Below are 23,623 nucleotides of genomic sequence, written 5' to 3'. Positions count from 1 at the left end.
GCCCCCGCCGCCTTGTCCCGCCCGCCACCGACCTGTGGAGACCGTATGCCCGGCACACCCGGCCCCGGACCCGCCTCGGACCGTACGCCCGCGCGGCGTACCGCCCTCCGACCGAAGCAGCCGAAGCAGCGGATGAGGACACGCGGTCTGGCGGCCGGGCTGGCCGCCGCGCTGGCGCTGGGCGGCGCGGTCGCGAGCGGCGCCCCGGCGGTCGCCGCGCCCGCCAACTCCCTTGCGGGGAAGGCGTCCGGCACGCAGAAGTGCGTCAAGAAGCACGGCGCGGTGCCCTCCGGCGCGGCGGCGAAGGCGACATGCGCGCGGGCCGGTGATCTCCTCGACGTGACGCTGGACCAGCTCCGTCCCACCCAGCCGTCCGTCGGTTTCGACCAGATCTACTACAAGCTCGGCCGCTACAGCAGCACCAAGGACGAGCAGAACGGCGACGTCAACAAGCGCTTCGACGACTGGTGCGAGACCAACGGCCAGGAGGAGGCGGCGACGGTCCCGGCCGGGGCCACCCTCGCCGAGCCGTCGAGCTTCACCTGCACCGTCGCGGTCGGCCAGGAGACGGACGAGACCCGCGCCGCGATGAAGACGGTCGTCGTGGGCCCCGGCGGCGCGCTCTATCTGACCGACGGGCACCACACCCTCACGTCGTTCCTGGAGACGGCCGACGGCGGCCCGAAGACGCACATCCGGCTGCGCGTGACCGCCAATCTGAGCGATCTGGGCACCGGCGCGTTCTGGCAGACGATGCAGGACAGGAAGTGGGTCTGGCTGCGCGACGAGAACAACCGTCCCATCACCACGGACCAGCTTCCGCAGCGGCTCGGTCTTGCCCGCTTCCACGACGACCGCTACCGCAGCCTCGTCTACTTCACGCGGGACATCGGCTACCAGGCGCCCGACGACGCCGCCGAGTACCTGGAGTTCCTGTGGGGCACCTGGCTGCGCGACCGGGTCGACCTCGACACGTACGACCTGACCTCGCCCGCCTCGTACCTCACCGCGGTCCGCGGCGCGTCCGAGGCCATGTCGGGGACGCCGGGCGACACCGTGATCGCCGACGGCCGTACCGCCGACGAGCTGGGGCGGATGGCGGAGTGGAACGACGGCAAGAAGCCGACCGGTGGTGAGTTCGGGAAGCTGAGCGCGCCGATCACCGACAAGAAGCCCGGCAAGCTCGCGTACGCGCTGGACTACCGCGGCCACCTCCCGGCCAGGACCGGCGACTGCCCGGAGCACCCCCAGCACCCCCAGCACCCTCAGCACCCTCAGCACCCTCAGCACCCTCAGCACCCTCAGCACCCCCGCGTGCACGCCGCCGGCCGCTCGTAAACGAGTGGGCCCGCGCCCGCGCCCCCGCTAAACTCGACGCCATGTTCAAGCACTACTTCTTCCTGTGATCCGGACCTGACGCACTTCAGGTCCGACATCAGTCCGGCCCGGCGACCCGCGCCGCGCGCCGCCGCTCACCACCGCGGCTGAGCGCCGCCGCGCGGGCGCACGGGCACGACATCCCAGGAAGAAGCATGCGCGAACGCGCCCAATTGGCGATCAAGGACATGTCCAAGGCGTACGGCGACCGGTCGGTTCTCGACCAGGTCTCGCTGACCGTGCGCCCCGGCGAGAAAGCCGGTGTCATCGGCGAGAACGGCTCCGGCAAGTCGACGCTCCTGCGGCTGCTCGCCGGGGCCGAACGGCCCGACAGCGGCGAGATCACCGTCGTGTTCCCCGGCGGCGTCGGCCATCTCGCCCAGACCCTCGATCTCGACCCCGCGTGCACCGTCCAGGACGCCGTCGACGCGGCCCTCGCCGGGCTGCGCGAGCTGGAGCGCCGGATCGCGGCGGCCGAGGCGTCCCTCGGCTCGGCCGACGAGGCCGAACTGGCCTTGTACGGCGATCTGTTGACCGCGTACGAGGAACGCGACGGCTACCGGGCCGACGCCCGCGTCGACGCCGCGCTCGGCGCCCTCGGCCTGCGGAACACGGCCAGGGACCGGCGGCTCGGCTCGCTCTCCGGCGGGGAGCGGTCCCGGCTGGCGCTGGCCTGCGTCCTGGCCCCGGCGCCCGAACTGCTGCTGCTCGACGAGCCCACCAACCACCTCGACCTCCAGGCCACCACCTGGCTGGAGGACCAACTCCGGGCCCACCGCGGGACGTTGCTCGCCGTCACCCACGACCGGGCGTTCCTGGAGCGGATCGCGACGACGATCCTGGAGGTCGACCGGGACACCCGGGCGGTGACCCGGTACGGCGACGGCTGGGCCGGGTACCGGACGGCGAAGGCCGCGGCCCGGCGCCGCTGGGAACAGGACCATCTGGAGTGGCTGGCCGAGGTGGCCCGTACGGAGGAGCTGGCCGAGGCGGCGGGCCGGCGGCTCGCGTCCACGGGCCGGGACCCGGGCGAGGGGTTCGGCAAGCACCGCCGCTCGCACGAGGCGAAGCTGTCCGGCCAGGTCAGGGCAGCGCGCGAACGGCTGGGGCGGCTGCGCCGCGCCCCCGTCCCGCCGCCGCCGGAGCCCTTGCGCTTCACGGCCACGCTGCGCGCCGCGTCGGCCGGGGGTGCGGCGGTCCGGGAGACACCGCCCCCGGGCACGGTGGCCGAACTGGACGAGGTGGCCGTCGGCGACCGGCTCCGGGTGGCGGCCCTGCGGGTGAAGGCGGGCGACCGGCTCCTGGTCACCGGACCCAACGGCGCCGGAAAGACCACCCTGCTCCGGCTGCTGGCAGGCGACCTGCGCCCGGACAGCGGTACGGTCACGGGCCCGCCCGGCGGCGCCTCCCGGATCGGCTACCTCCCGCAGGAGCTGCCCGCCGTACCGTCCCGGCGGCCCCTCCTGCACGCGTACGCGGCGGGCCGGTCCGGGCCTGCGGAGGAGCACGCGGACGAACTGCTCGCCCTCGGGCTGTTCCGGCGGGAGGACCTGGCCGTACCGGTGGCCGCGCTCTCGGTCGGCCAGCGCCGCAGGCTGGAACTGGCGAGGCTGGCCGCCCGCCCCGCCGATCTGATCGTCCTGGACGAGCCGACGAACCACATCGCGCTCAGCCTGGTCGAGGAGTTGGAGGAGGCGCTGCGGAGCTACCCGGGGGCGGTCGTCGTGGTCTCGCACGACCGGCGTTTCCGGGGCGCGTTCGAGGGGGCGCGGCTGGAACTGCGCGCGGGGCGCGTGGTCACCGAGGAGGCCATGGAGCGGTAGCCCCGGGCCGGTGCCGGGAGGGGCACTAGGCTGACCGGGTGCGGATAAGCGGCGGAGGTACGGCGGCGGCCGGGCGGACCGAGGAGGAACGTTCTGGGGCGCACGCCCCGGACGAGGTACGGGAGCCGGCCGGCGCCGTGGGCGCACGGCGGGTGCCGTGGTGGCGGGTGCCGTGGTGGCGGGTGCCGTTGATCGCGACCGGGGCCGTCGTTCCGCTGTACGCCGTGTGGGTCGTCGTCCTCGCGACCGGCGGGGGCGACTTGGCGGCGCAGTTCGCCTGGGCCGGGTTCATGGCCCGGCATCCGGGCTCCGCGTACAACCTCTCCTGGTACGGCGGCACGCACACCGCCAACTACAGCGTGCTGGCCCCTCCCCTGATGGCGCTCCTCGGCGTCAGGACGGTCTCCGTGCTGGCGGGGCTCGCCGGAACCTGGGTGCTGGGCCTGCTGTTCGTCCGTACGGGGGTGCCTCGGCCCGTCTGGCCCGCGCTGCTCGGCGCCTTCGCCCTCTGGTGCAATGTCGCCTCCGGGCGGACGACGTTCGCCCTGGGGGTCGCCCTCGGGCTGGTCGCCGTACTCGGCACACTCCGGCTCCGTACGGACCGACCCCGTACGGACCGACTCCGTACCGGTCGGCTCCGTACCGGCCGCGTGGTGTGCGCCTGGCTGTTCGCCGCGCTCGCCACCCTGGCCAGTCCGGTCGCGGGGCTCTTCCTCGTCGTGGTGGGCGCGGCGTATCTGCTGGACCGGCGGTGGGTGAAGGGGGCCTCGCTGATCGTCCCGCCGGGCCTGGTCGTCGCGACGACCACCCTGCTCTTCCCCTTCCAGGGCGAGCAGCCGATGAGCCCCGGCAAGCTGTGGATGCCGCTGGTGGCCTGCGCGGCGCTCTGTCTGGCGGTGCCGCGGAGCTGGCGCGTGGTGCGGTACGGGGCGTTCGTGTACGCGGCCGGGGTCGTGCTGACCTTCTCGGTCTCCTCGCCGATCGGCACCAACGTGGAGCGCCTGGTGGGGCTGGCCGGCCCACCCGTACTGCTGGCGGCGCTGCTGACGCGCGGGCCGGTCCCGCCGCGCGCCCTCACGCGCCTCAGGAAGTCCGCCGCCCTTTCCCTCGTCCTCCTGGTGACCGTCTGCGTCAACACCTACTGGCTGCTCGGCAAGACGGACGACGACCTCGTCGTGTCCACCACGGTGCCCGCCTGGGCGACGCACACCGAGGGCGTGATCTCCGCGCTGGACCGGCTCGGCGCCGACCGTACCCGCGTCGAGGTCGTCCCGGCCCGCAACCACCGCGAGGCCGATGTCCTCGCCCCGCACCTCAACATGGCGCGCGGCTGGAACCGGCAGCTCGACGTCGAGCGCGGGCGCCTCTTCTACGAGAACCACACCGGCGCCCGTACCCTCGCCCCGGCCGCGTACCGCGCCTGGCTGGACCGCTGGGCGGTCGGCCTGGTGGTGCTGCCGCACGGCCGCCCCGACGGCCCGGCCGCCGCCGAGGCCGCGCTCGTCGCGAGCGCCCCGGACTGGCTGACACCGGTGTGGCGGGACGCCCACTGGACGGTCTACCGCGTACGGGACGCCGTCCCCCTGGTCCCGGCCCCGGCCACCGTCGTACGGAGCGACGCCGCCTCCATGGTCGTACGGACGGAGGCGGCGGGCTCGGTGACGGTACGGATCGCCTACTCGCCCTGGCTCAGGGCGCCGGGTGCCTGCGTCACGCGCGACGGCGACTGGACGCGTCTGACGGTTCCGGCGGCGGGCGACTACCGGCTGGACTCGGCGTACCGGCTGCCGTGGGCGGGGGCCGCCGACTGCCCGGAGAACCGCTGACGCGCGGCCTACAGCTTGGTCTGGAAGACCCCGGCGGGCCGCTCGCGCCGGTAGCCGAGCGCCTCGTTCACGGCCAGCATCGGCCGGTTGTCGTCGGCGACGGTCGTGCTGATCTCCCGTACGCCGGGGCGGAGTTCGTGGAGCCGCTCCAGGTGGTGGCGTTTGACTGCGCGGCCCAGACCGAGGCCACGGTGGGACGGGACGACCAGGGTGTCGTACTGGACCGCGCGGATGTCCGCGGGCGCGGCCAGGGCGACCTCGGTGTACGCGACGACCGCGTCGCCGTCGGTCGTGTCCAGGACCGCCGAGGTGAACAGGGTCCCGCCGCGCTCCCCGACCAGCCGGGCCGCCGCCCGGATCCGGCCGGTGTCCCAGCAGGGGGTCCGCTCGTCGAGCTGGCCGCGCTGGACGTCGCCCAGCGGCTCGTGGGCACGGGTGAACGCCGCCGCCAGTCCGTCGGGCACGACGCCCTGCCAGTCGGTGAAGCGCAGCCCGTCGGGGAGGGCGGGGCGGTCCGGGAGCGGTATGCCCTCCAGGACCTGGCGGACCCGCTGGACGTACCGGCCGAGCGGCAGCACATTGGTGAAGCCGAGGCTGTCGACGAACGCCTCCCCCGCGCCGCCGAGTTCGAGGACGGTGGAGACGGACGTCCTGCCGTCCGCGACGAGTTCGGCGCGTATCGCCGCCCAGAGCGTGGCTCCGACGCCGTGCCGCCGGGCGTCGGGGCGGACCATCAGGGTGTCGAGGAACGCCGTGTGGCGGTTGTTCTCCTCGGTGAACAGGACCAGGGAGGCGACGCCCTCGTACGCCCCGCCGGGGCCCACCGCCGCGAGATGGACGGTCCGCCCGCCCACCGGCGGCACACGGAGTTTTCCCTCCGTCTCGACCCGGCTGCGCTCGGGCGTCGAGGCGGGCAGATCACGGGCGTGCGCCACTGTGACGACTCCGTACCAGGATTCAGTCTCGGCATCCGAGGGCGGACTTCCCAGAGTGATCAGCATGGACCGAACCTACGCGTGCGAGAGGGGTGACGCCCCCGGGTTACGAGGACGTCCGGGCGGACGGGCGAGGAGAGGCGGGCGCTTGCGCCCCGGGAGTCACACGGACCCTCCGGAGTCACAAGCGCCCCGTACGGCACTGTCGGCACTGCTGTACGGCACGGACCCGAGGCATGGACGCACGGCATAGTCGCTCACTTCCGCGGCATGACCGCACGCTTCAACCGCTGTTCTCACAGACGGTTTTACTTCAGGAAGCGTCTCTTCGGAAGGCGTCGCCGGAGATGCGGCGGAAAGCGTCGCGTCAGGCGGCCGCGTTCTCGGTGACGGTCACCCGGCCCTTGCGAATCGTGGCGAGTCGTGGGGCACGACGGGCGATCGAGCTGTCGTGCGTGACCATGACGAAGGTCAGGCCGTGTTCCTTCCAGAGCCCTTCCAGCAGCTCCATGATCTCGTCGCGCATCGACTCGTCCAGGTTCCCGGTGGGCTCGTCGGCGAGCAGCACCTTCGGCTTCTTCACGAGCGCGCGGGCGATGGCGACACGCTGCTGCTGACCTCCGGAGAGTTCACTCGGCACATGCCCCAGGCGTTCGCCGAGCCCGACGGACTCCAGCGCCTGCGCGGCCTGTTCGCGCCGGGCGGCGCCCTTGACGCCGAGGGGGACGAGGGCCGTCTCGACGTTCTCCTGCGCGGTGAGCGTGGGGATCAGGTTGAAGCTCTGGAAGACGAAGCCGATGGACTCCGCCCGTACCGTGGTGAGCCGGGATTCGGACAGTCCGGCCAGATCCACCCCGTCGAATTCCACGCTTCCCTCGGTCGGCCGGTCGAGACCGCCGAGCATCTGGAGGAGGGTGGACTTGCCACCGCCGGTGGGCCCCTGGATGACGAGCCGGCCACCGTCCTCGATGGTCAGATCGACGCCGGCGAGCGCGTCGACACTCTGCTTGCCGCGCGCGTAGCGCTTGGTGACGCCTCTGAGCTGGTACACGGTTCAACTCCTGCTGTACGGACGGTGGTACGGCCTGCGGTACGGGCCGGTGGGAGAGGAGGGCCGGGGGACGAGCGGTTCCGGTGCCGTCACTCGACCCGGCGCAGCGCGTCCGCCGGCCGCAGCCGCGAGGCGCGCCAGCCGCCGAAGCCCCCCGCGATCAGGCCGCCCGCGACGGCGAGCGCCACGGCGACGCCGATGGTGGAGACGGAGACGGGCGCGGTCAGCGCGATGTCGAGCGCCTTGGAGGCGGCCTGCCGGCCCGGTCCGCCGCCGCCTCCCATCGGACCGCCGCCGAAGCCGCCGCCCCCGCCGCCTCCGCCCGTGGAGCCGAGCTGTGCGGTGAGGGTGGGGCTGACGGCGGTGACCAGGTAGGCGCCACCGAGGCCCAGCGCGATGCCGAGCACCCCGCCCAGCAACCCGTTGACCAGGGCCTCGCCGACGACCTGACGGGTGACCCGGCCGCTCTTCCAGCCGAGCGCCTTCAGCGTGCCGAACTCCCGTACCCGGCGGCTGACGGCCGACGAGGTGAGCAGCCCGGCCACCAGGAACGCGGCGATCAGGACGGCGATGGAGAGCCACTTGCCGACGGTGGTGGCGAGGTCGGAGGCGGTGGAGAGGGAGCCGGAGACCGTGTCGGCCAGATCGGCGGAGGTGGTGACGGTCGTGCCCGAGATGTTCTTCTGGATGGCGGACTTGACGCTGTCGATCTGCTGCGAGTCGGCGGCCTTGACGTAGACCGTGGTGACCTTGTCCTTGGAGTCGGCCAGGGTCTGGGCCTTCTTCAGCGGGATGTAGAGGTTGGCGGCGGAGTCGCCGCTGTCGGCGGTCGCGATGCCGACGACGGTGAACTTCGTCCCGGAGATGGTGACGGTCCTGCCGACCGCGAGGCTCTTCTCCGTGGCGTACGCGCTGTCGGCGACGGCGACCGCGGCGTCCGTCTCGGTGCTCTTGAACGTACGGCCCTCGGTGATCCTGGAGGAGGTGAGCGGGCCGAGCGCGGGCGAGGTGACATCCGTGCCGTAGACGGAGTACGAGTTGACGTCGAACGCCGCGCCGCCGCCCCGGACTTCACCGCTGGAGCCGCTGGAGCCGCCGGAGCCGGCCGAGTCGCCCGTACCGCCGCCGTTGCCGCCGCCCCGTCCGGCCCCGCCGCCGGGACCGCCGGTGGAGCCGCCGGTGGAGCCGCCCTCCTGCGGGGTGAACTCGCCGCGCTTGAACTCCCCGTTCACCTTGAGGACGTTGAGGCTGAGCCCGCCGACGGCCTGGGCGACGCCGCTCTGTTCACCGACCTCGGTGACGGTCGAGGAGGCCAGCGTCTGGAAGCCCTGGACCATGACCCGGTCGCTGCTCTGCTCGGCGTCCGAATCGCTGTCGTCGGCGTCGAACTCGAAGCGGCGGCGGTTGGTGTCCCCCTCCCCGGGCGGGGTGGCGGCCTTGGTGACCGTCATGTCCGTACCGAGGCCGTACAGCGATTGCAGGACCTTGTCCTGGGCCTGGCTCATGCCGGCGGAGACCGAGTTGACGACGATCACCAGTGCGATGCCCAGGGCGAGCCCCGAGGCGACGACGAGCGCCGCCTTTCTGCGACGGCGCAACTCGCGCCTGAGGTAGGTGAAGAACATGGGCGTGAAGGTAGAGGCCCGTTGTGATGGCCGGATAAGGCCAGGGTGAGAGCGGGATGAGAACGCGAACGGCGGCGGCACCGGGAGGGTGCCGCCGCCGTTCGAACAGGCTCAGCGGGGTGGAGCGGGTGGGCGCCCGGCGGACCGGACGCCCGGGGGCATCAGGCCTCCGAACCGGCCTGCCACTCGGACCAGCTCATGTTCCAGCCGTTGAGGCCGTTGTCCGGCTTGATGGTCTTGTCGTTCGAGTTCTTGACGACGACCACGTCACCGATGAGCGAGTTGTTGTAGAACCACGCGCCGGGCTGGTTGGCGTCGCCGGCGCCCTTCACGTCCGCGAGACCGACACAGCCGTGGCTGGTGTTGACGCTGCCGAAGATCGAGCGGGCGCCCCAGTAGTTGCCGTGGATGAAGGTGCCCGAGGTGGACAGCCGCATGGCGTGCGGGACGTCCTTGATGTCGTACTCGCCCTTGCCGTCGTCGTCCGTGAAGCCGACCGTCGCACCGTTCATCCGGGTCTCCTTGAACTTCTCGGAGATCACCATCTGACCGTTGTACGTCGTGTTGTCGGGGGAGCCGGCCGAGATCGGGATGGTCTTGACCGTCGCGCCGTCGCGGGTGATGGTCATCATCTTCGTCTTGGCGTCGACGGTGCTGACCTGGTTGCGGCCGACCTTGAAGGTGATCGTCTTCTGCTGGACACCGGTGACGCCCGGGGCGCCCTCGACACCGTCCAGCGCGAGCTTGAGGGTGACCGTCGAGCCGCCCTTCCAGTACTGCTCGGGGCGGAAGTCGAGACGCGTCTGGCTGAACCAGTGGCCGACGACCTCCTGGCCGCTGCTGGACGTGACCGTGATCGCGTCCCGGACGGCCTTCTTGTCGGAGATCGACTTGTCGAAGTTGATCGAGACCGGCATGCCGACGCCGACGGTGGAACCGTCCTCGGGCGTGAAGTTCCCGATGAAGCTGTTGCTGGGCGAGACGGTGGTGAAGGAGGTGTTCTCGTGGGCCTGACGGCCCTTCCCGTCCTTCGCCGTCGCGGCGATCTTGTAGGCGGTGGAGCGGTCGAGCTGCGCGTCCGGCTTCCAGCTCTTGGCATCGGCGGCCAGCGTGCCCTTGACGGCGGTGCCGTCGGCCGTCGTCATCTTGACGTCCGTGAGATCACCCTTGGTGACGGTGACCTTCGCGTCGTTGTTGATGCCGACGTTCGTCGCGCCGTTCTTCGGCGCGATGACTATCTGGGCCTCGGAGGTCTCCTTGGCCGCCGCTTCGTCCGCCTGAGCCTGTGAGGAGGAGGTCTCCGAACTCCCGGCGCCGCTCTTGGACCCGCCGTCACCGTTGCACGCCGAGAGCACCAGTACGCCGCCGAGCACCGCGGACGCGGCCATGAGGGCCCTGCGCCGCTTGCTGTCCGTCATCACACGCTTCTCCATCATCGCCGCTTACCCTGCCGATAACCTTTAAGAACGGCCTTATCGGTTCGTCCGGTTCCGCATCAGCCGGCAGTGTGGTGAACACCACTCACGAACACCAGTTCACGACCGGGAAACAGGCCGGCCCCGGCCCGCCGACTACGGACCGAGGCTTACCAGGGTGGCACGCTCACGCGCTAGCGCCGACCAGCGGTCACCCCTCCACCGCCGCTGACGCCTCCGATCACGCCTCCGACCTCCTCGGACACCTCGTCGTCCGGGTCCTCACCGTCCTCGCCGGTCTCGTAGAGGTCCCACTCGACCGCGTCCGGGTCGTAGTCGATCAGCTCGCTGGTCCACGACGCCTGGGCGAGACCGATCCCGGGGACGTCCTTGATCAGGTCGTGGGGCTCCACGAGGTACGCCAGGGCCTCCGCCTCGTCCCCCTGCACCGCCGCCCTGGCCTGCGCCCGCTCGTCGTCGGGTACCGAGGCGTCGCCGTCGATCCGGGCGAGGGCGGCGGCGCCCAGGCGCTCGGGGTCCTCGACCTCCAGCACCAATTCGACCGTTACCCGTACATACCGTGATGTTTCTGAAGTGGTCATACGACGGAGCGTACGGCTCCGGGGCCCGATACCGGTCGTACGGCACCGGCGAACCTGGCGGCGACAAAACGGGCTCCGTGCCATGGCGGTCGAGAAGTTGGCTAGCATCTCCCCCACTCACCCAATTCGGCGCTGCCACAAGGGGGATCGATCACGTGTCCGTCGCACGGCGACCGCTGCTGACGGCTACCGCAGCCGCGACCCTGCTCTGCGCTCTCTGGTTCGTTCCGTCCGCGAACGCCACCGGCGACCAGGGCGCCGCCCCGTCCCAGCGGTCGGCGCCGTCCGCCCAGAGCCTCACCGCCGAAGGACCCGCCGGCGGACCGGCCGGCGGATCCGAGGTCACCGAGGTCGCGGACAGCACCGACAGCTCCGTGGGCCCGGCCACGCCCGCCCCGCCCACCGCTCCGGCGCCCACCACTCCGGCATCCGACGCCCCGGCGGGCGCGGACGAGCCGAGACTCGCGGACACCGGCAGCGTGGACACGACGCCGTACGTGCTCGGCGGGAGCGTGTCGCTGGGCATCGGCGTGGCCTTCGTCGCGTACTCGGTACGCAGAGGCGCCCGCGCGTTCTGAGCGACGCCGGGCCGGCCGGTCGGCCGACACCTCAGGCGAGCGGCCCCGTCACCGGCTCCACCGCCGCGATCAGCAGTCCCTCCCGTACGAAGGCGTCCGCCCCGGCCAGATCCGGGGAGAGGAAGCGGTCGGGCCCCGGCCCCGCCACCCCGGCCGCCCGCAGCGCGTCGATCACCGCGCGTGAGGCGGGCGCGGGCGTCAGCCCCTCGCGCAGCTCGACGGCGCGGGTCGCCGCGTACAGCTCGACGGCGATGATCCGGGTCAGGTTGTCGACGGCGGTACGGAGCTTGCGCGCGGCCGACCAGCCCATCGAGACATGGTCCTCCTGCATCGCCGAGGACGGGATCGAGTCGACCGAGGCGGGCACCGCGAGCCGCTTCATCTCGCTGACCAGCGCGGCCTGGGTGTACTGGGCGATCATCAGCCCCGAGTCGACCCCGGGGTCGTCCGCGAGGAAGGCGGGCAGCCCGTGGGAGCGGTTCTTGTCGAGGAGCCGGTCGGTGCGGCGCTCCGCGATCGAGCCGAGGTCGGCGGCGACGATCGCGAGGAAGTCGAGAACGTACGCGACGGGCGCGCCGTGGAAGTTCCCGTTGGACTCCACGCGCCCGTCGGGCAGCACGACCGGGTTGTCCACGGCGGAGGCCAGTTCGCGGTCGGCGACGATCCTGGCGTACGCGAGCGTGTCCCGGCCCGCCCCGGCGACCTGCGGGGCGCAGCGCACGGAGTACGCGTCCTGGACGCGGGGGGCCGCGTCCTCCTGGAAGTGCCCGGTCAGCCCGGATCCGGCGAGCACCCGCAGCATGTTGTCGGCGCTGGCGCCCTGGCCGGGGTGGGGCCGGATGGCGTGCAGTTCGGGAGCGAGCACCTGGTCCGTGCCGAGCAGCGCCTCCAGGCTGAGGGCCGCGGTGATGTCGGCGCTGGTGTAGAGGCGGTGCAGGTCGGCGAGGGCCATGACCAGCATGCCGAGCATCCCGTCGGTGCCGTTGAGCAGCGCCAGGCCCTCCTTCTCGCGCAGTTCGACGGGCGTGATGCCGTGCGCGGCGAGCAGCTCCCCGGCAGTCCTCACGGTGCCGTCGGGGCCCTCCGCGTCGCCCTCGCCCATGAGCGCGAGCGCGCAGTGGGAGAGCGGCGCGAGGTCGCCGGAGCAGCCGAGGGAGCCGTACTCGTGGACGACGGGGGTGATGCCCGCGTTGAGCAGGTCGGCCATGGCCTGTGCGACCTCGGGGCGTACGCCGGTGCGCCCGGAGGCGAGCGTCTTGAGCCGGAGGAACATCAGCGCGCGTACGACGTCCCGCTCGACGCGCGGCCCCATTCCGGCGGCGTGGGACCGCACGATGTTCCGCTGGAGCCGCCCCCGCAGCTCGGGTCCGATGTGCCGGGTGGCGAGCGCCCCGAACCCGGTGGAGACCCCGTACACGGGCTCGGGCTTGGCGGCCAGCGCGTCCACGATCTCCCGGGCGGCGGCGAGGGCGGCCAGCGCCTCGGCGGAGAGCTCGACGCGGGCATGGCCGCGGGCCACGGCGATGACGTCCTCGGCGGTCGTCCCTGACGTCCCCACCACGACAGTATGCATATCCATATTCAGGAGCGTACGTACTGAATCTCGGAGTGTCACCCTCCTGACGGCCCCCGCCGTCTACGACGCCGGAGGCGCGTCCCGGAAGCGGCGGCGGTCGCGGGTCGGGGGTGCCGGGGTGTCGGCCAGGGGGATCACCGTGCCGTCGCGTCCCGCCACCACCGGGCCCGCCGCCCGCAGCGCCTTCGCCCGGTACTGGGCCGCGTCCGCCAGCCGGAAGAGCCGGCGCCCCGAGAGCACCTCGCCGATCGGGTCGCCCGTCGAGGCGATCCCGCACGCCACGCCCTCGCCCAGCTCCAGATCCGCCGCCCGCGCGCAGAGTTCGGTGGCGACCGCGATGACCTCGTCCGCGCTCGGGCCCACCGCCAGCAGGCAGAACTCGTCCCCGCCGAGCCGCACCGACAGCGCGCCGGGGAGCCGGGCGCCGCAGACGGAGAGGAGCGAGGCGAACCGTTCCAGCAGCCGGTCGCCGACCGCGTGCCCGAGCGTGTCGTTGACCTGTTTCAGGCCGTTGAGATCGCAGACGACGAGGCTGACGACGGCCCCGTCCGCCTGGTACGAGCCGATCGCCTCGTCGAGCCGCGCGTCGACCGCGCGCCGGTTCCCCAGCCCCGTCAGCGGGTCGGTGAAGGCCAGGCGCCGTACCTCTTCGAGCCGTTCCGTCTGAGCGAGCCCGGCCGCCACCACGGACGCGATGACGGTCGCGAAGTCCGCGTCGTCCGCGTCGAACAGAGGCGCGCCCAGCGGTCTCGCCACGTACAGCTCGCCCCAGGCCCGGCCGTGCAGCACGATCGGCGCGACGACGCAGCACCCCCGGCCGCGCCGGCGCAGCGTCGCCACGCGCTGGTGGCAGTAGCCGGGCGGCCCGGTGGCGGGGGCGTCGGCGTCACCGAGCCCCTCCGCCGTCTCGACCCAGGCGTTGGGCCCGCCGCCGCCTGCCCAGCGCTCGTGCAGGAACTCCGCGATCTCGGGGAACTGGTGCACGGGGTACGACTCGTCCTCGGGGAACTCCTCCTCCGCGTCGGCCAGATCGCCCGCGTTCACGAGCACCTTGAGCCGGCCGAGGTCCCGCTCCCACACGGACAGCGCCGCGAAGCCCCCCGCGAGCGCCGCGCACGCACCCTGGGCCGCCGCCCGCCAGGACTCCCGCGCCGTCGGGGCCGCGGCCATCGCCTGGGACAGTGCCACCATGGCGCGCAGTCGCCCATCCACTCCCATCACCCCACCTTAGGGCGCTTTGGGGTGATTTGATCACCTGGGGCGGCGCCTCGTCACCGCGCGCCCGGCACCGCGCCCCGCACCACCCCCGGCACCGCGCCCGCCGTCAGACCCCGGGCCACCGCGGCGTCCGCTTCTCGTTGAACGCCGCGACGCCCTCCGCCCGGTCCCCGGAGAAGGCGACCGACCGCCAGGCGGCGTCCTCGACCTCAAGACCGGCCCGCAGGTCGAGCCCGTGCCCGAGCCGCAGGGCGCGCTTAGCGGCCCGTACGCCGACGGGCGAGTTCGCGGCGATACGGTCCGCCAGTGCCAGCGCCTCGTCCCGGTCGGCGCCCTCGTCCACCAGCAGATCCACCAGGCCCAGCCCCGCCGCCTCGGCCGCCGGCACCCGGCGCGCGGTGAAGATCAGCTCCGCGGCGCGCGCGGCCCCGACCCGGCGGGGCAGAAGCTGCGTACCGCCGCCGCCGGGGAGCACCCCGACCGACACCTCGGGGAGCCCGACGACCGCGGACGGGTCGGCGACGATCAGGTCGCAGGCGAGCGCCAGCTCGAACCCGCCGCCCAGCGCGAAGCCGTGCACGGCGGCGATCACCGGCATCGGCAGCTCCAGCACCCCGGTGTACGCGGCGCGCGCGACCGGCCGGGTCCGCAGCAGTTCGGCGTCGGTCAGCGCGTTCCGCTCCTTGAGGTCCGCGCCGACACAGAAGGCGCGCGGATGCGTGGAGGTCAGCACGGTGGCCCGTACGTCCTGGTCGGCGGCGAGCTCCGCACAGGCGGCGGCCAGCGAGCGGGCCAGCCCGGTGGAGACCGCGTTCATGGCCTTCGGCCGGTCGAGCACCAGCTCGGCGACGTGCCCGCCCGCGCCGTGCCGCCGTACGGCGACGAACTCCCCGAACCTCTGCTCGCCGCTCTGCTCACCCTCGGCCATGACAGCACCCTCCCGGTTAACGACAGTTCACCGGAGGTGATCCTAGGTCGCGCGCCGTCCCAGGTGCCAGGGCTCCACGACACCGAGGCCGCGCACCGGGCGCTGCCACATCGGCTGGAGGCCGAAGCGGTACGAGGGCGGCACCGCGCCCTCCTTCTCGGCCTGCGCCGCGGCCTCCGCCGCCTCGGTCTCCGAGGCCGGGGCGTCTCCCGTACGGATCAGCTCCTCCGCGAACGCGCCGTCCACCAGGACGGTGTCCTTCGGCGCTATCGACGTGAGCCGGCTCGCGAGGTTCACCGTCGTGCCGAAGACGTCGCCCATCCGCGTGGTGACCGTGCCGAACGCGATGCCGACGCGCAGCGCGGGCATCGTCTCGTCGTGCGTCATGGTCTCTATCAGCCGCAGGGCGATCTCCGCGGCCGTACCGGCGTCGTCCGCCGCGTACAGCACCTCGTCGCCGAGGGTCTTGATCAGCCGGCCACCGTGTGCGGCGACGAGGTCGGCGGAGGTGGTCTCGAACGCCTCGACCAGCTCGCCCAGCTCCTCCTCCTCCAGCCGTCTGGTCAGCCGTGTGAACCCGACGAGGTCCGCGAAGCCCACGGCGAGCCGCCGGTCGACCATCTCGTCGTCGTCCGCGGCCTGCACCACGCGCCCGGTCGCCGCGGCGAGCTGGCGCCGCCACACGTAGACGAGGAACTCCTCCAGCTCCGGCAGCAGCAGTTCGATCAGGGGGTACGTGACCTCGGTACGGGTCATTCCCGGCTCGGGCGGCTCCGTCAGCCCCTCCAGGAAGGAGTCGATCTGCCACTCGGCCAACCGGGCGGTGGTCTGCCCCGTCGACCGGGCGACCTGGATGGCCATCGGCTCGCTCAGCAGCCCGGCCTCGACCAGCCCGGAGAGCCGCCGCAGCGCGAGCACGTCCGCCTCGGTGAGCGCCTTGGCCTGGCCGATGTCGGCGAAGCCCATGGCGCGCCAGAAGCGGGAGGCGAGGTCCATCGAGACCCCGGCCGTGCGGGCCGCCTGGAAGGGGGTGTAGCGGCGTTCCGCGCCGAGGATGAGCTGTTCGAGACGGATCGCGAGGGGATCGTCGGTCGGCTCGGCCGTGTGATCGACGACATGATGCGGGGTCGGGTGACCCGAGGGGTCCGGCGGCGGTGTGTCGGCGCCGGAAGCCGAATCATCGACGGTCACCAGCCGCCTCCTGCCCGTTCCCTGCGCACTGCCCTGCCGATCTGTCGTGGACCGCCTCAACGATACGGCAGATGTGCGCTGGCTCACGTCCATGGGTGGGTATGGGACGGTCCGTCCTGAGGTACGGACGGGCGCGTGCGGGGCACGCCGTACCGCCGGTGACCGCCCCCGTGCCGCGACCGGACGGGCACCGGGCCGCGACCGCCCCGCCGTGCCCCCGTCCTGTGCCAGGCGTGCCATGCCTCGCGCTTACCGTCCCCCGTACGCGTGTGCCGTACCTGCACGGGCGTACCCACGGGCATACCCGCACGACCGTCCTACGCCCCTCGTAGGTGCACGATGTCGCCCGCGCCGACAGAGTGCCGCTCCCCGTCGTCCGTCGCGACGACCAGCCGGCCGTCACCGTCCACCGCCACCGCCTCGCCCACCAGCTCATTGCCGCCGGGCAGCTCCGCCCTGACCTGCCGCCCCAGCGTGGCGCAGCCCGCCGCGTACGCCTCCTGGAGGCCGGTGGCGACCGGGTCGCCACCGGCCTCCCGCCACGGGCCGTACCACCGCTCCAGGGAGCGCAGTACGGCGCGCAGCAGCGTGTCGCGGTCCAGGGAGACGGCGTTCGCCAGCGCCAGCGACCCCGCCGTCGGTACGGGCAGCTCGTCGGCGCGCAGCGAGACGTTGAGGCCGACGCCCACCACGACGGCGTCGTCCCCCGCGCGCTCCGCGAGGATGCCGCCCGCCTTGCGCTCCTCGCCGTCCACCGTCACCAGCAGGTCGTTCGGCCACTTGAGGGCGGTGTCCACACCCGCCGCCCTGGCCAGCCCCGTCGCGACGGCGACCCCGGTCAGCAGCGGCAGCCAGCCGAGCCGCTCGACCGGCACCCCGGGGCCCGGCCTGAGCAGGACGGAGAAGAAGATCCCGGAGCGCGCGGGCGCCGACCAGCGCCGGTCGAGCCGTCCGCGCCCCGCCGTCTGCTCCTCGGCGACCAGTACCGCGCCCTCCGCCGCCCCGTCCGCCGCCCGCGCGGCCAGATCGGTGTTGGTGGAGCCGGTCGCCTCGACCACGTCGAGCGAGCTCCACAGCCCGCCGGGGAGGATCAGGCCGCGGCGCAGCGCGCGGAGGCCGAGCGGCGGGCGTTCGAGGTCGGTCCAGCGGCCGGTGTGGTGCCGGCCTCGGGGGTTACGGGGCTCCGTCATGCAAGCCACCCTAGGTGTGGCAAACGCCGCACTGCCGAACGGTATCCGCGCCGATACGCTACGGATCAGTAGCGTCCGCGCGCGGCGCACGCCGCATCACCCCCGTGACCCGCAGGGAGCCGCATCCCGATGTCCGAGCCGGAAACCGCACAGGGAACCACCGCAGGAACCAGCACCGGAACCAGCACTGGAAGCAGCGCTCACACCACCGCGGGCAAGCTCGCGGACCTCCGGCGCCGTATCGACGAAGCCACGCACGCCGGCTCCGCGCGCGCCGTGGAGAAACAGCACGCCAAGGGGAAGCTGACGGCGCGCGAGCGGATCGGCCTCCTCCTCGACGAGGGGTCCTTCGTCGAGCTGGACGAGTTCGCCCGGCACCGCTCGACCAACTTCGGCATCGAGACGAACCGCCCGTACGGGGACGGTGTCGTCACCGGTTACGGCACGGTGGACGGCCGTCCCGTCTGTGTCTACTCGCAGGACTTCACCATCTTCGGCGGCTCGCTCGGCGAGGTGTACGGCGAGAAGATCGTGAAGGTCATGGACTTCGCGATGAAGACCGGCTGCCCGGTCATCGGCATCAACGACGGCGGCGGCGCCCGTATCCAGGAGGGCGTGGCCGCGCTCGGCCTGTTCGCCGAGATCTTCCGCCGCAACGTGCACGCGTCGGGCGTCGTGCCGCAGATCAGCCTGGTCGTCGGCCCGTGCGCGGGCGGCGCGGTCTACTCCCCGGCGATCACCGACTTCACGGTGATGGTCGACCAGACGTCGCACATGTTCATCACGGGCCCCGACGTCATCAAGACGGTGACGGGCGAGGACGTCGGCTTCGAGGATCTGGGCGGCGCCCGTACGCACAACACGACGTCCGGCGTCGCGCACCACATGGCGGGCGACGAGAAGGACGCCGTCGAGTACGTCAAGTCCCTGCTCTCGTACCTCCCGTCGAACAACCTCTCCGAGCCGCCCGCCTTCCCCGAGGAGGCCGAGCTGGAGACCACGGACGAGGACCGCGACCTGGACACGCTGATCCCGGACTCCGCGAACCAGCCGTACGACATGCACACGGCGATCGAGCGGGTGCTGGACGACGGGGAGTTCCTGGAGACGCAGGCGCTCTTCGCGCCGAACATCATCACGGGCTTCGGCCGGGTCGAGGGCTTCCCGGTGGGCATCGTCGCCAACCAGCCGATGCAGTTCGCGGGGTGTCTGGACATCAACGCCTCGGAGAAGGCGGCGCGGTTCGTCCGGACGTGCGACGCGTTCAACGTACCGGTGCTGACGTTCGTGGACGTCCCCGGCTTCCTGCCCGGCGTCGACCAGGAGTACGGCGGCATCATCCGGCGCGGCGCCAAGCTGATCTACGCGTACGCGGAGGCCACGGTCCCGCTGATCACGGTGATCACCCGCAAGGCGTTCGGCGGCGCGTACGACGTGATGGGCTCCAAGCACCTGGGCGCCGACCTCAACGTCGCCTGGCCGACGGCGCAGATCGCCGTGATGGGCGCGCAGGGCGCGGTGAACATCCTGCACCGCCGCACGATCGCCGCCGCCGGTGACACCGGGGCGCAGGACACCCGGCGCGCCGAGCTGATCCAGGAGTACGAGGACGCGCTGCTCAACCCGTACGTGGCGGCCGAGCGCGGCTACGTGGACGCGGTGATCATGCCGTCGGAGACCCGGGCCCACATCGTGAAGGGGCTGCGCCAGCTCCGGACGAAGCGCGCGAGCCTGCCGCCGAAGAAGCACGGCAACATCCCGCTCTAGGCCCGCCTCCATGACGGAAGGGAACTGACGATGATCAGAGTCGTACGGGGCAACCCGACCCGGGAGGAACTGGCCGCGGCGCTGGCGGTGGTCCAGGCCCGTGCCGCCGCGGTGGAGAGCCCTCCGTCCGGCGCGGCCGAACCCCCGGCCGAGTGGTCCGCCCCCGACCGCATCGCGCGGGGCCGGACGATGCGCCCGGGACCGCGCGCGTGGGCCAGGACGTACTGGCCGGGCTGAGGCACCCACCCGGTAGCCGAGGCATGCCCGGTAGCTGGGTCCGGTGCTTGAGTACACGTACTCAGGCGCCGGACGCCCGCCCGCCGGAGTATCGAGACATGCTGTGGTCCGATCCCGAGAACAAGCCTCCCAAGGAGCTCCGCGAGGCGCAGTGCATGCTGCGCAGGGCGGGCATCCTGCTCGCCCTGGCGATGGTGCTGGCGATGCTCGTGCTCGGCCTGCACTGACCGGCGCGGCGACCGGCGGCTGCGGGCCCGTACGCACACCGCCCGACGCGGGCCGCCGCCCGCTCCGTACGATGTCCGGCATGACCGCTCAGCGACGCCGCCTCGTCCTCGCCTCCGCCTCCCCCGCCCGGCTCGGACTGCTGAAGCAGGCCGGACTCGCGCCCGAGGTGATCGTCAGCGGCGTCGACGAGGACGCGCTCTCCGCACCGACCCCCGCCGAACTGGCGCTCGTCCTCGCCGAGGCCAAGGCCACCACCGTGGCGGCGCTCCCCGAGACCGCCGGGGCGCTGGTCGTCGGCTGCGACTCCGTGCTCGAACTCGACGGCGAGGCGCTCGGCAAGCCCGCCGACGCCGACGAGGCCACCCTCCGCTGGAAGGCGATGCGCGGCCGTACGGGGATCCTGCGGACCGGTCACTGCGTGATCGACACCGCGACCGGCCGCCGGGCCGGCGAGACCGCGTCGACCACGGTCCACTTCGGCACCCCGAGCGACGCCGAGATCGCCGCGTACGTCGCCTCCGGCGAACCGCTGCACGTCGCGGGGGCGTTCACGCTCGACGGTCTCTCCGCCCCGTTCGTCGACTCGATCGAGGGCAGCCACGGCAATGTCGTCGGCCTGTCGCTGCCGCTGCTGCGCACGCTGCTCCTGGCGCACGGCGTGACGATCACCGACCTCTGGGCCTGAGAAACCCCTGGTGTCAGGCGGGCGCCGGCCCCTGCGTGGGGCGGGTCTCCTCGCCCGGTGGCCGCTCCGCGGGCCGGGGCCGGCTCTCGTACGCCACCAGCACCAGCACCACCAGCCCCACGATCACCATCATCACCGCGAAGGCCGCCCAGCCCACCAGACCGACCGTCAGCGCACCCAGCACCGCGTGCACCACCGCGCAGGTGACCAGCACGATCCGCGCGAAGGGGCCGGGGGCCCGGTCCCGTAGCGCCGTACGCACCAGGACCGCCGCGCAGGCCACGAGGTAGAGCCCGAGGACGCCGCCCATCGCCCAGGTCCCGGCGAACATCGCGCCGGTGTCGAGACCGGCCAGCGACATCTGCTGGTGGTCGACCACCGTGGCCAGGACGCCGTTGACGAAGACGATGCCGATCGCCTCCAGCACCAGCACGATCGCGGTCAGCCAGGCCACCGGTCGCCGGGCCACGGGCCCCACCCTCTTCCCCTGTTTTCCACTGTTACCAGCAGTACGTCCGCCATCGCGCACGGTACTAACCGGTAAACCCGGGGACAAGGGCCCGGGCCACGGCAAAGAATCTTGCCGCCATTCGTAGAGACTCCACAAAGAATCGTGATCGGCGGAGGGACAGTCCGACAGAGAGGTGGACCACATCCGAGCGCTACTGTGCGACGGAGGATCGCGGCGTACCGTGGTGCCACAAGGGATTTCGCTCTCCGGGCGAGGATCGGAACACGCTCCGCGCGGTGGAGTTCACCAGCGGGGACAGTTCGGCGGCGCGTGTCGGCAGTCCCTAAACTCAGCTTGTTCCAAGGAGGGAGCCATCGTGCGCAAGGTGCTCATCGCCAACCGTGGCGAAATCGCTGTCCGCGTTGCCCGTGCCTGCCGGGATGCCGGAATCGCGAGCGTAGCCGTCTACGCCGACCCGGACCGGGACGCGCTGCATGTCCGCGCGGCGGACGAGGCGTTCGCCCTGGGCGGTGACACCCCGGCGGCCAGCTATCTCGACATGGCCAAGGTGCTCCAGGCGGCGAAGGACTCGGGGGCGGACGCGATCCACCCCGGCTACGGCTTCCTGTCCGAGAACGCCGAGTTCGCCCAGGCGGTCCTGGACGCGGGTCTGACCTGGATCGGCCCGCCGCCGCAGGCCATCCGCGACCTGGGCGACAAGGTCGCCGCCCGCCACATCGCGCAGCGCGCCGGCGCCCCGCTGGTGGCCGGCACCCCGGACCCGGTCTCCGGCGCCGACGAGGTCGTCGCGTTCGCCGAGCAGCACGGGCTCCCCATCGCGATCAAGGCCGCCTTCGGCGGCGGCGGGCGTGGCCTCAAGGTCGCCCGTACGCTCGAAGAGGTCCCCGAGCTGTACGACTCGGCGGTCCGCGAGGCCGTCGCCGCCTTCGGCCGCGGCGAGTGCTTCGTCGAGCGCTACCTCGACAAGCCCCGGCACGTCGAGACGCAGTGCCTGGCCGACTCGCACGGCAACGTGGTCGTCGTGTCGACCCGTGACTGCTCGCTCCAGCGCCGCCACCAGAAGCTGGTCGAGGAGGCCCCCGCGCCGTTCCTGACCCCCGAGCAGAACGCCGAGCTGTACGCGGCGTCCAAGGCGATCCTGAAGGAGGCCGGCTACGTCGGCGCCGGGACCGTCGAGTTCCTGGTCGGCACGGACGGCACGATCTCCTTCCTGGAGGTCAACACCCGCCTTCAGGTGGAACACCCGGTGACCGAGGAGGTCAGCGGACTCGACCTCGTACGCGAGATGTTCCGCATCGCGGACGGCGAGGAGCTGGGCTACGACGACCCGGCGGTGCGCGGCCACTCCTTCGAGTTCCGGATCAACGGCGAGGACCCGGGCCGCGGCTTCCTGCCCGCCCCCGGTACGGTCACCACCTTCGCCCCGCCGTCGGGCCCCGGCGTCCGGCTGGACGCGGGTGTCGAGTCCGGCTCCGTGATCGGCCCGGCCTGGGACTCCCTGCTCGCCAAACTGATCGTCACCGGCGCCACCCGTGAGCAGGCGCTCCAGCGCGCGGCGCGCGCCCTGGACGAGTTCACCGTCGAGGGCATGGCCACGGCGCTGACCTTCCACCGCAAGGTGGTCACCGACCCGGCGTTCACCTCGGACCCGTTCACGGTCCACACCCGCTGGATCGAGACCGAGTTCGTCAACGACATCCCGGCGTTCGCCACCCCGGCCGACGCGGAGTCCGAGGACGAGCCGGGCCGCGAGACCGTGGTGGTCGAGGTCGGCGGCAAGCGCCTCGAAGTCTCGCTCCCGGTCAGCCTGGGCATGTCCCTGGCCCGTACGGGGCTGGCGGCGGGCGCCAAGCCCAAGCGCCGCGCGGCGAAGAAGTCGGCGTCGGCGGCGTCCGGCGACACCCTGGCCTCCCCCATGCAGGGCACCATCGTCAAGGTGGCCGTCGAGGAGGGCCAGGAGGTCAAGGAGGGCGACCTGGTCGTCGTCCTGGAGGCCATGAAGATGGAGCAGCCCCTGAACGCGCACCGTTCGGGCACCGTCAAGGGCCTCGCGGCCGAGGTCGGCGCCTCGCTCACCTCCGGCGCGACCATCTGCGAGATCAAGGACTGACACCCCGCACGGCTCGGCGCCCCGCACGGCCCGGCGCCTTCGGACAGGCCCCGCCCGATCCCGCGATCCCTTCCAGGGTCGGTTCCAGGATCCGGGCGGGGCCTCCGCCGTAGACTCACCGGGGAGACGGGGTGGCGACAGGAGGACCGCGCGATGGCGAGCAGTACGGCACACACGCCGCCACGGCCCATGCGCGCCGACGCGCGCCGCAACTACGAGCGGCTGCTCGTCGAGGCCCGCACCAGCTTCGCGGAGCACGGTACGGACACCTCGCTGGACGACATCGCGCGCCGCGCGGGCGTGGGGATCGGCACGCTCTACCGGCACTTCCCCAACCGGCACGCGCTGCTGAACGCGGTCTTCAAGGAAGCGCTTGCCGACCTGCTCCAGCGCTCCCGTGACCTCGCGGAATCGGAGAGTCCGTGCCGCGCGCTGACGGAATGGCTGCGCGCCGTGATCACTCATGCGGGTGAGTATCAGGGGCTCTCGCGGGCGCTCATGTCGGCGTCCAACGACGAGAGTTCGGCGCTGTCGGAGTGCAGCGGCCCGATGCGTGAGGCGGGCGCGCGGCTGCTGCTGCGGGCCCAGGAGTCGGGGGACGTACGGGCCGGCGTCTCCATCAGGGATCTGCTCCAGCTCACGAACGCGATCGCGCTGGCGGCGGAGCAGTCACCGGACGACCCGAAGCTGGCGGACCGCCTGCTGACGCTGACGCTGACGGGCCTCAAGGCCTCGTAAGGCCCGGCCCGCCGCCTCCCGTCCCCGGCTGCCCGTTGCCGACCACCGGCG

At 72.6% G+C, this 23,623-nt stretch carries 21 protein-coding genes; 10 read left to right on the top strand and 11 right to left on the bottom strand.

Features of this window, described 5'->3' with window-relative positions; genetic code table 11:
* Positions 1-45: 45 nt before the first annotated feature.
* The 3 genes from ACIBJC_RS11825 to ACIBJC_RS11815 all read left to right on the top strand — a co-directional run bounded on the left by ACIBJC_RS11825 (position 46) and on the right by ACIBJC_RS11815 (position 5,026).
* Positions 46-1,338 (top strand): ParB/Srx family N-terminal domain-containing protein, encoded by a 1,293-nt coding sequence (locus ACIBJC_RS11825; protein WP_399290796.1) that lies wholly within the window; start codon positions 46-48, stop codon positions 1,336-1,338.
* Positions 1,339-1,532: 194 nt separating this feature from the next.
* Entirely contained in the window at positions 1,533-3,200 is a 1,668-nt protein-coding gene (abc-f, locus tag ACIBJC_RS11820) for a ribosomal protection-like ABC-F family protein (protein WP_399290793.1), read from the top strand.
* A gap of 182 nt (positions 3,201-3,382) precedes the next feature.
* A complete protein-coding gene (locus ACIBJC_RS11815) occupies positions 3,383-5,026 on the top strand; it encodes a hypothetical protein (protein WP_399291224.1) in 1,644 nt (547 codons plus the stop codon).
* A gap of 8 nt (positions 5,027-5,034) precedes the next feature.
* Here the strand turns inward: ACIBJC_RS11815 and ACIBJC_RS11810 are convergent, their stop codons facing one another.
* The 5 genes from ACIBJC_RS11810 to ACIBJC_RS11790 all read right to left on the bottom strand — a co-directional run bounded on the left by ACIBJC_RS11810 (position 5,035) and on the right by ACIBJC_RS11790 (position 10,654).
* Positions 5,035-6,027 carry a GNAT family N-acetyltransferase gene (locus ACIBJC_RS11810; RefSeq protein ID WP_399290790.1) on the bottom strand — a complete coding sequence of 331 codons (993 nt, stop codon included), beginning with the start codon at positions 6,025-6,027 and terminating at the stop codon, positions 5,035-5,037.
* 301 nt (positions 6,028-6,328) lie between these two features.
* Positions 6,329-7,012: an ABC transporter ATP-binding protein gene (locus tag ACIBJC_RS11805; protein ID WP_399290787.1), complete on the bottom strand. Its 684-nt coding sequence runs from the start codon at positions 7,010-7,012 to the stop codon at positions 6,329-6,331.
* An 89-nt stretch (positions 7,013-7,101) separates the two neighbouring features.
* Positions 7,102-8,637 carry an ABC transporter permease gene (locus ACIBJC_RS11800; protein ID WP_399290784.1) on the bottom strand — a complete coding sequence of 512 codons (1,536 nt, stop codon included), beginning with the start codon at positions 8,635-8,637 and terminating at the stop codon, positions 7,102-7,104.
* A 161-nt stretch (positions 8,638-8,798) separates the two neighbouring features.
* Positions 8,799-10,070, bottom strand: a complete 1,272-nt coding sequence (locus ACIBJC_RS11795; protein WP_399291222.1) for an Ig-like domain-containing protein — start codon at positions 10,068-10,070, stop codon at positions 8,799-8,801.
* A 176-nt stretch (positions 10,071-10,246) separates the two neighbouring features.
* Entirely contained in the window at positions 10,247-10,654 is a 408-nt protein-coding gene (locus ACIBJC_RS11790; RefSeq protein WP_399290780.1) for a hypothetical protein, read from the bottom strand.
* 155 nt (positions 10,655-10,809) lie between these two features.
* Here ACIBJC_RS11790 and ACIBJC_RS11785 point away from each other — a divergent pair, with 155 nt between their 5' ends.
* On the top strand, positions 10,810-11,232 hold the full coding sequence (locus tag ACIBJC_RS11785) for a hypothetical protein (protein ID WP_399290777.1): 423 nt from the start codon (positions 10,810-10,812) through the stop codon (positions 11,230-11,232).
* A gap of 31 nt (positions 11,233-11,263) precedes the next feature.
* Here the strand turns inward: ACIBJC_RS11785 and hutH are convergent, their stop codons facing one another.
* The 5 genes from hutH to ACIBJC_RS11760 form a co-directional block, all read right to left on the bottom strand.
* On the bottom strand, positions 11,264-12,805 hold the full coding sequence (hutH, locus tag ACIBJC_RS11780) for a histidine ammonia-lyase (RefSeq protein WP_399291219.1): 1,542 nt from the start codon (positions 12,803-12,805) through the stop codon (positions 11,264-11,266).
* A 63-nt stretch (positions 12,806-12,868) separates the two neighbouring features.
* Positions 12,869-14,026, bottom strand: coding sequence for a diguanylate cyclase domain-containing protein (locus ACIBJC_RS11775; protein ID WP_399290774.1), 1,158 nt, complete (start codon positions 14,024-14,026; stop codon positions 12,869-12,871).
* 106 nt (positions 14,027-14,132) lie between these two features.
* On the bottom strand, positions 14,133-14,954 hold the full coding sequence (locus tag ACIBJC_RS11770; RefSeq protein ID WP_399290771.1) for an enoyl-CoA hydratase/isomerase family protein: 822 nt from the start codon (positions 14,952-14,954) through the stop codon (positions 14,133-14,135).
* Between the two features lie 42 nt (positions 14,955-14,996).
* Positions 14,997-16,145 carry an adenylate/guanylate cyclase domain-containing protein gene (locus ACIBJC_RS11765; RefSeq protein ID WP_329828911.1) on the bottom strand — a complete coding sequence of 383 codons (1,149 nt, stop codon included), beginning with the start codon at positions 16,143-16,145 and terminating at the stop codon, positions 14,997-14,999.
* 317 nt (positions 16,146-16,462) lie between these two features.
* The gene (locus tag ACIBJC_RS11760; RefSeq protein ID WP_399290768.1) at positions 16,463-17,335 is read right to left on the bottom strand and encodes a biotin--[acetyl-CoA-carboxylase] ligase; all 873 of its coding nucleotides are present in this window, start codon (positions 17,333-17,335) and stop codon (positions 16,463-16,465) included.
* A 129-nt stretch (positions 17,336-17,464) separates the two neighbouring features.
* Between ACIBJC_RS11760 and ACIBJC_RS11755 the strand changes: the two genes are divergently transcribed.
* The 4 genes from ACIBJC_RS11755 to ACIBJC_RS11740 all read left to right on the top strand — a co-directional run bounded on the left by ACIBJC_RS11755 (position 17,465) and on the right by ACIBJC_RS11740 (position 20,252).
* Complete coding sequence (locus ACIBJC_RS11755; RefSeq protein ID WP_399290764.1) at positions 17,465-19,102, top strand: acyl-CoA carboxylase subunit beta; 1,638 nt, start codon at positions 17,465-17,467, stop codon at positions 19,100-19,102.
* A 30-nt stretch (positions 19,103-19,132) separates the two neighbouring features.
* Positions 19,133-19,339 carry an acyl-CoA carboxylase epsilon subunit gene (locus tag ACIBJC_RS11750; protein ID WP_399290762.1) on the top strand — a complete coding sequence of 69 codons (207 nt, stop codon included), beginning with the start codon at positions 19,133-19,135 and terminating at the stop codon, positions 19,337-19,339.
* 98 nt (positions 19,340-19,437) lie between these two features.
* Positions 19,438-19,566 carry a morphogenic membrane protein MmpB gene (gene mmpB, locus ACIBJC_RS11745; protein WP_399290759.1) on the top strand — a complete coding sequence of 43 codons (129 nt, stop codon included), beginning with the start codon at positions 19,438-19,440 and terminating at the stop codon, positions 19,564-19,566.
* Between the two features lie 71 nt (positions 19,567-19,637).
* The gene (locus ACIBJC_RS11740) at positions 19,638-20,252 is read left to right on the top strand and encodes a Maf family protein (RefSeq protein WP_399290756.1); all 615 of its coding nucleotides are present in this window, start codon (positions 19,638-19,640) and stop codon (positions 20,250-20,252) included.
* Positions 20,253-20,265: 13 nt separating this feature from the next.
* Here ACIBJC_RS11740 and ACIBJC_RS11735 read toward each other — a convergent pair whose 3' ends face one another.
* Complete coding sequence (locus tag ACIBJC_RS11735) at positions 20,266-20,730, bottom strand: hypothetical protein (RefSeq protein WP_399290753.1); 465 nt, start codon at positions 20,728-20,730, stop codon at positions 20,266-20,268.
* Between the two features lie 349 nt (positions 20,731-21,079).
* Here ACIBJC_RS11735 and ACIBJC_RS11730 point away from each other — a divergent pair, with 349 nt between their 5' ends.
* Together ACIBJC_RS11730 and ACIBJC_RS11725 are read left to right on the top strand one after the other, a co-directional pair.
* Positions 21,080-22,834 carry an acetyl/propionyl/methylcrotonyl-CoA carboxylase subunit alpha gene (locus ACIBJC_RS11730; protein ID WP_399290752.1) on the top strand — a complete coding sequence of 585 codons (1,755 nt, stop codon included), beginning with the start codon at positions 21,080-21,082 and terminating at the stop codon, positions 22,832-22,834.
* 153 nt (positions 22,835-22,987) lie between these two features.
* Positions 22,988-23,572, top strand: coding sequence for a TetR/AcrR family transcriptional regulator (locus ACIBJC_RS11725; protein WP_399290749.1), 585 nt, complete (start codon positions 22,988-22,990; stop codon positions 23,570-23,572).
* The last annotated feature ends 51 nt before the right edge of the window (positions 23,573-23,623 follow it).

This window comes from Streptomyces sp. NPDC050509, from assembly GCF_044457965.1.
In the GTDB taxonomy this organism is placed as follows: Bacteria; Actinomycetota; Actinomycetes; order Streptomycetales; family Streptomycetaceae; genus Streptomyces.
Note: the sequence above shows the minus strand (reverse complement) of the source record. Positions and strands in the feature narration are given on the sequence as shown.

Excerpts from the sequence above, each read along its gene's own strand:
- ACIBJC_RS11800 (WP_399290784.1), bottom strand. The coding sequence starts at position 8,637 with ATGTTCTTCACCTACCTCAGGCGCGAGTTGCGCCGTCGCAGAAAGGCG.
- ACIBJC_RS11725 (WP_399290749.1), top strand. The coding sequence starts at position 22,988 with ATGGCGAGCAGTACGGCACACACGCCGCCACGGCCCATGCGCGCCGAC.
- abc-f (WP_399290793.1), top strand. The coding sequence starts at position 1,533 with ATGCGCGAACGCGCCCAATTGGCGATCAAGGACATGTCCAAGGCGTAC.
- ACIBJC_RS11810 (WP_399290790.1), bottom strand. The coding sequence starts at position 6,027 with ATGCTGATCACTCTGGGAAGTCCGCCCTCGGATGCCGAGACTGAATCC.
- mmpB (WP_399290759.1), top strand. The coding sequence starts at position 19,438 with ATGCTGTGGTCCGATCCCGAGAACAAGCCTCCCAAGGAGCTCCGCGAG.
- ACIBJC_RS11740 (WP_399290756.1), top strand. The coding sequence starts at position 19,638 with ATGTCCGGCATGACCGCTCAGCGACGCCGCCTCGTCCTCGCCTCCGCC.
- ACIBJC_RS11770 (WP_399290771.1), bottom strand. The coding sequence starts at position 14,954 with ATGGCCGAGGGTGAGCAGAGCGGCGAGCAGAGGTTCGGGGAGTTCGTC.
- ACIBJC_RS11750 (WP_399290762.1), top strand. The coding sequence starts at position 19,133 with ATGATCAGAGTCGTACGGGGCAACCCGACCCGGGAGGAACTGGCCGCG.
- ACIBJC_RS11775 (WP_399290774.1), bottom strand. The coding sequence starts at position 14,026 with ATGGGAGTGGATGGGCGACTGCGCGCCATGGTGGCACTGTCCCAGGCG.
- ACIBJC_RS11755 (WP_399290764.1), top strand. The coding sequence starts at position 17,465 with ATGTCCGAGCCGGAAACCGCACAGGGAACCACCGCAGGAACCAGCACC.
- ACIBJC_RS11760 (WP_399290768.1), bottom strand. The coding sequence starts at position 17,335 with ATGACGGAGCCCCGTAACCCCCGAGGCCGGCACCACACCGGCCGCTGG.
- ACIBJC_RS11825 (WP_399290796.1), top strand. The coding sequence starts at position 46 with ATGCCCGGCACACCCGGCCCCGGACCCGCCTCGGACCGTACGCCCGCG.
- ACIBJC_RS11795 (WP_399291222.1), bottom strand. The coding sequence starts at position 10,070 with ATGGAGAAGCGTGTGATGACGGACAGCAAGCGGCGCAGGGCCCTCATG.
- ACIBJC_RS11790 (WP_399290780.1), bottom strand. The coding sequence starts at position 10,654 with ATGACCACTTCAGAAACATCACGGTATGTACGGGTAACGGTCGAATTG.
- hutH (WP_399291219.1), bottom strand. The coding sequence starts at position 12,805 with ATGCATACTGTCGTGGTGGGGACGTCAGGGACGACCGCCGAGGACGTC.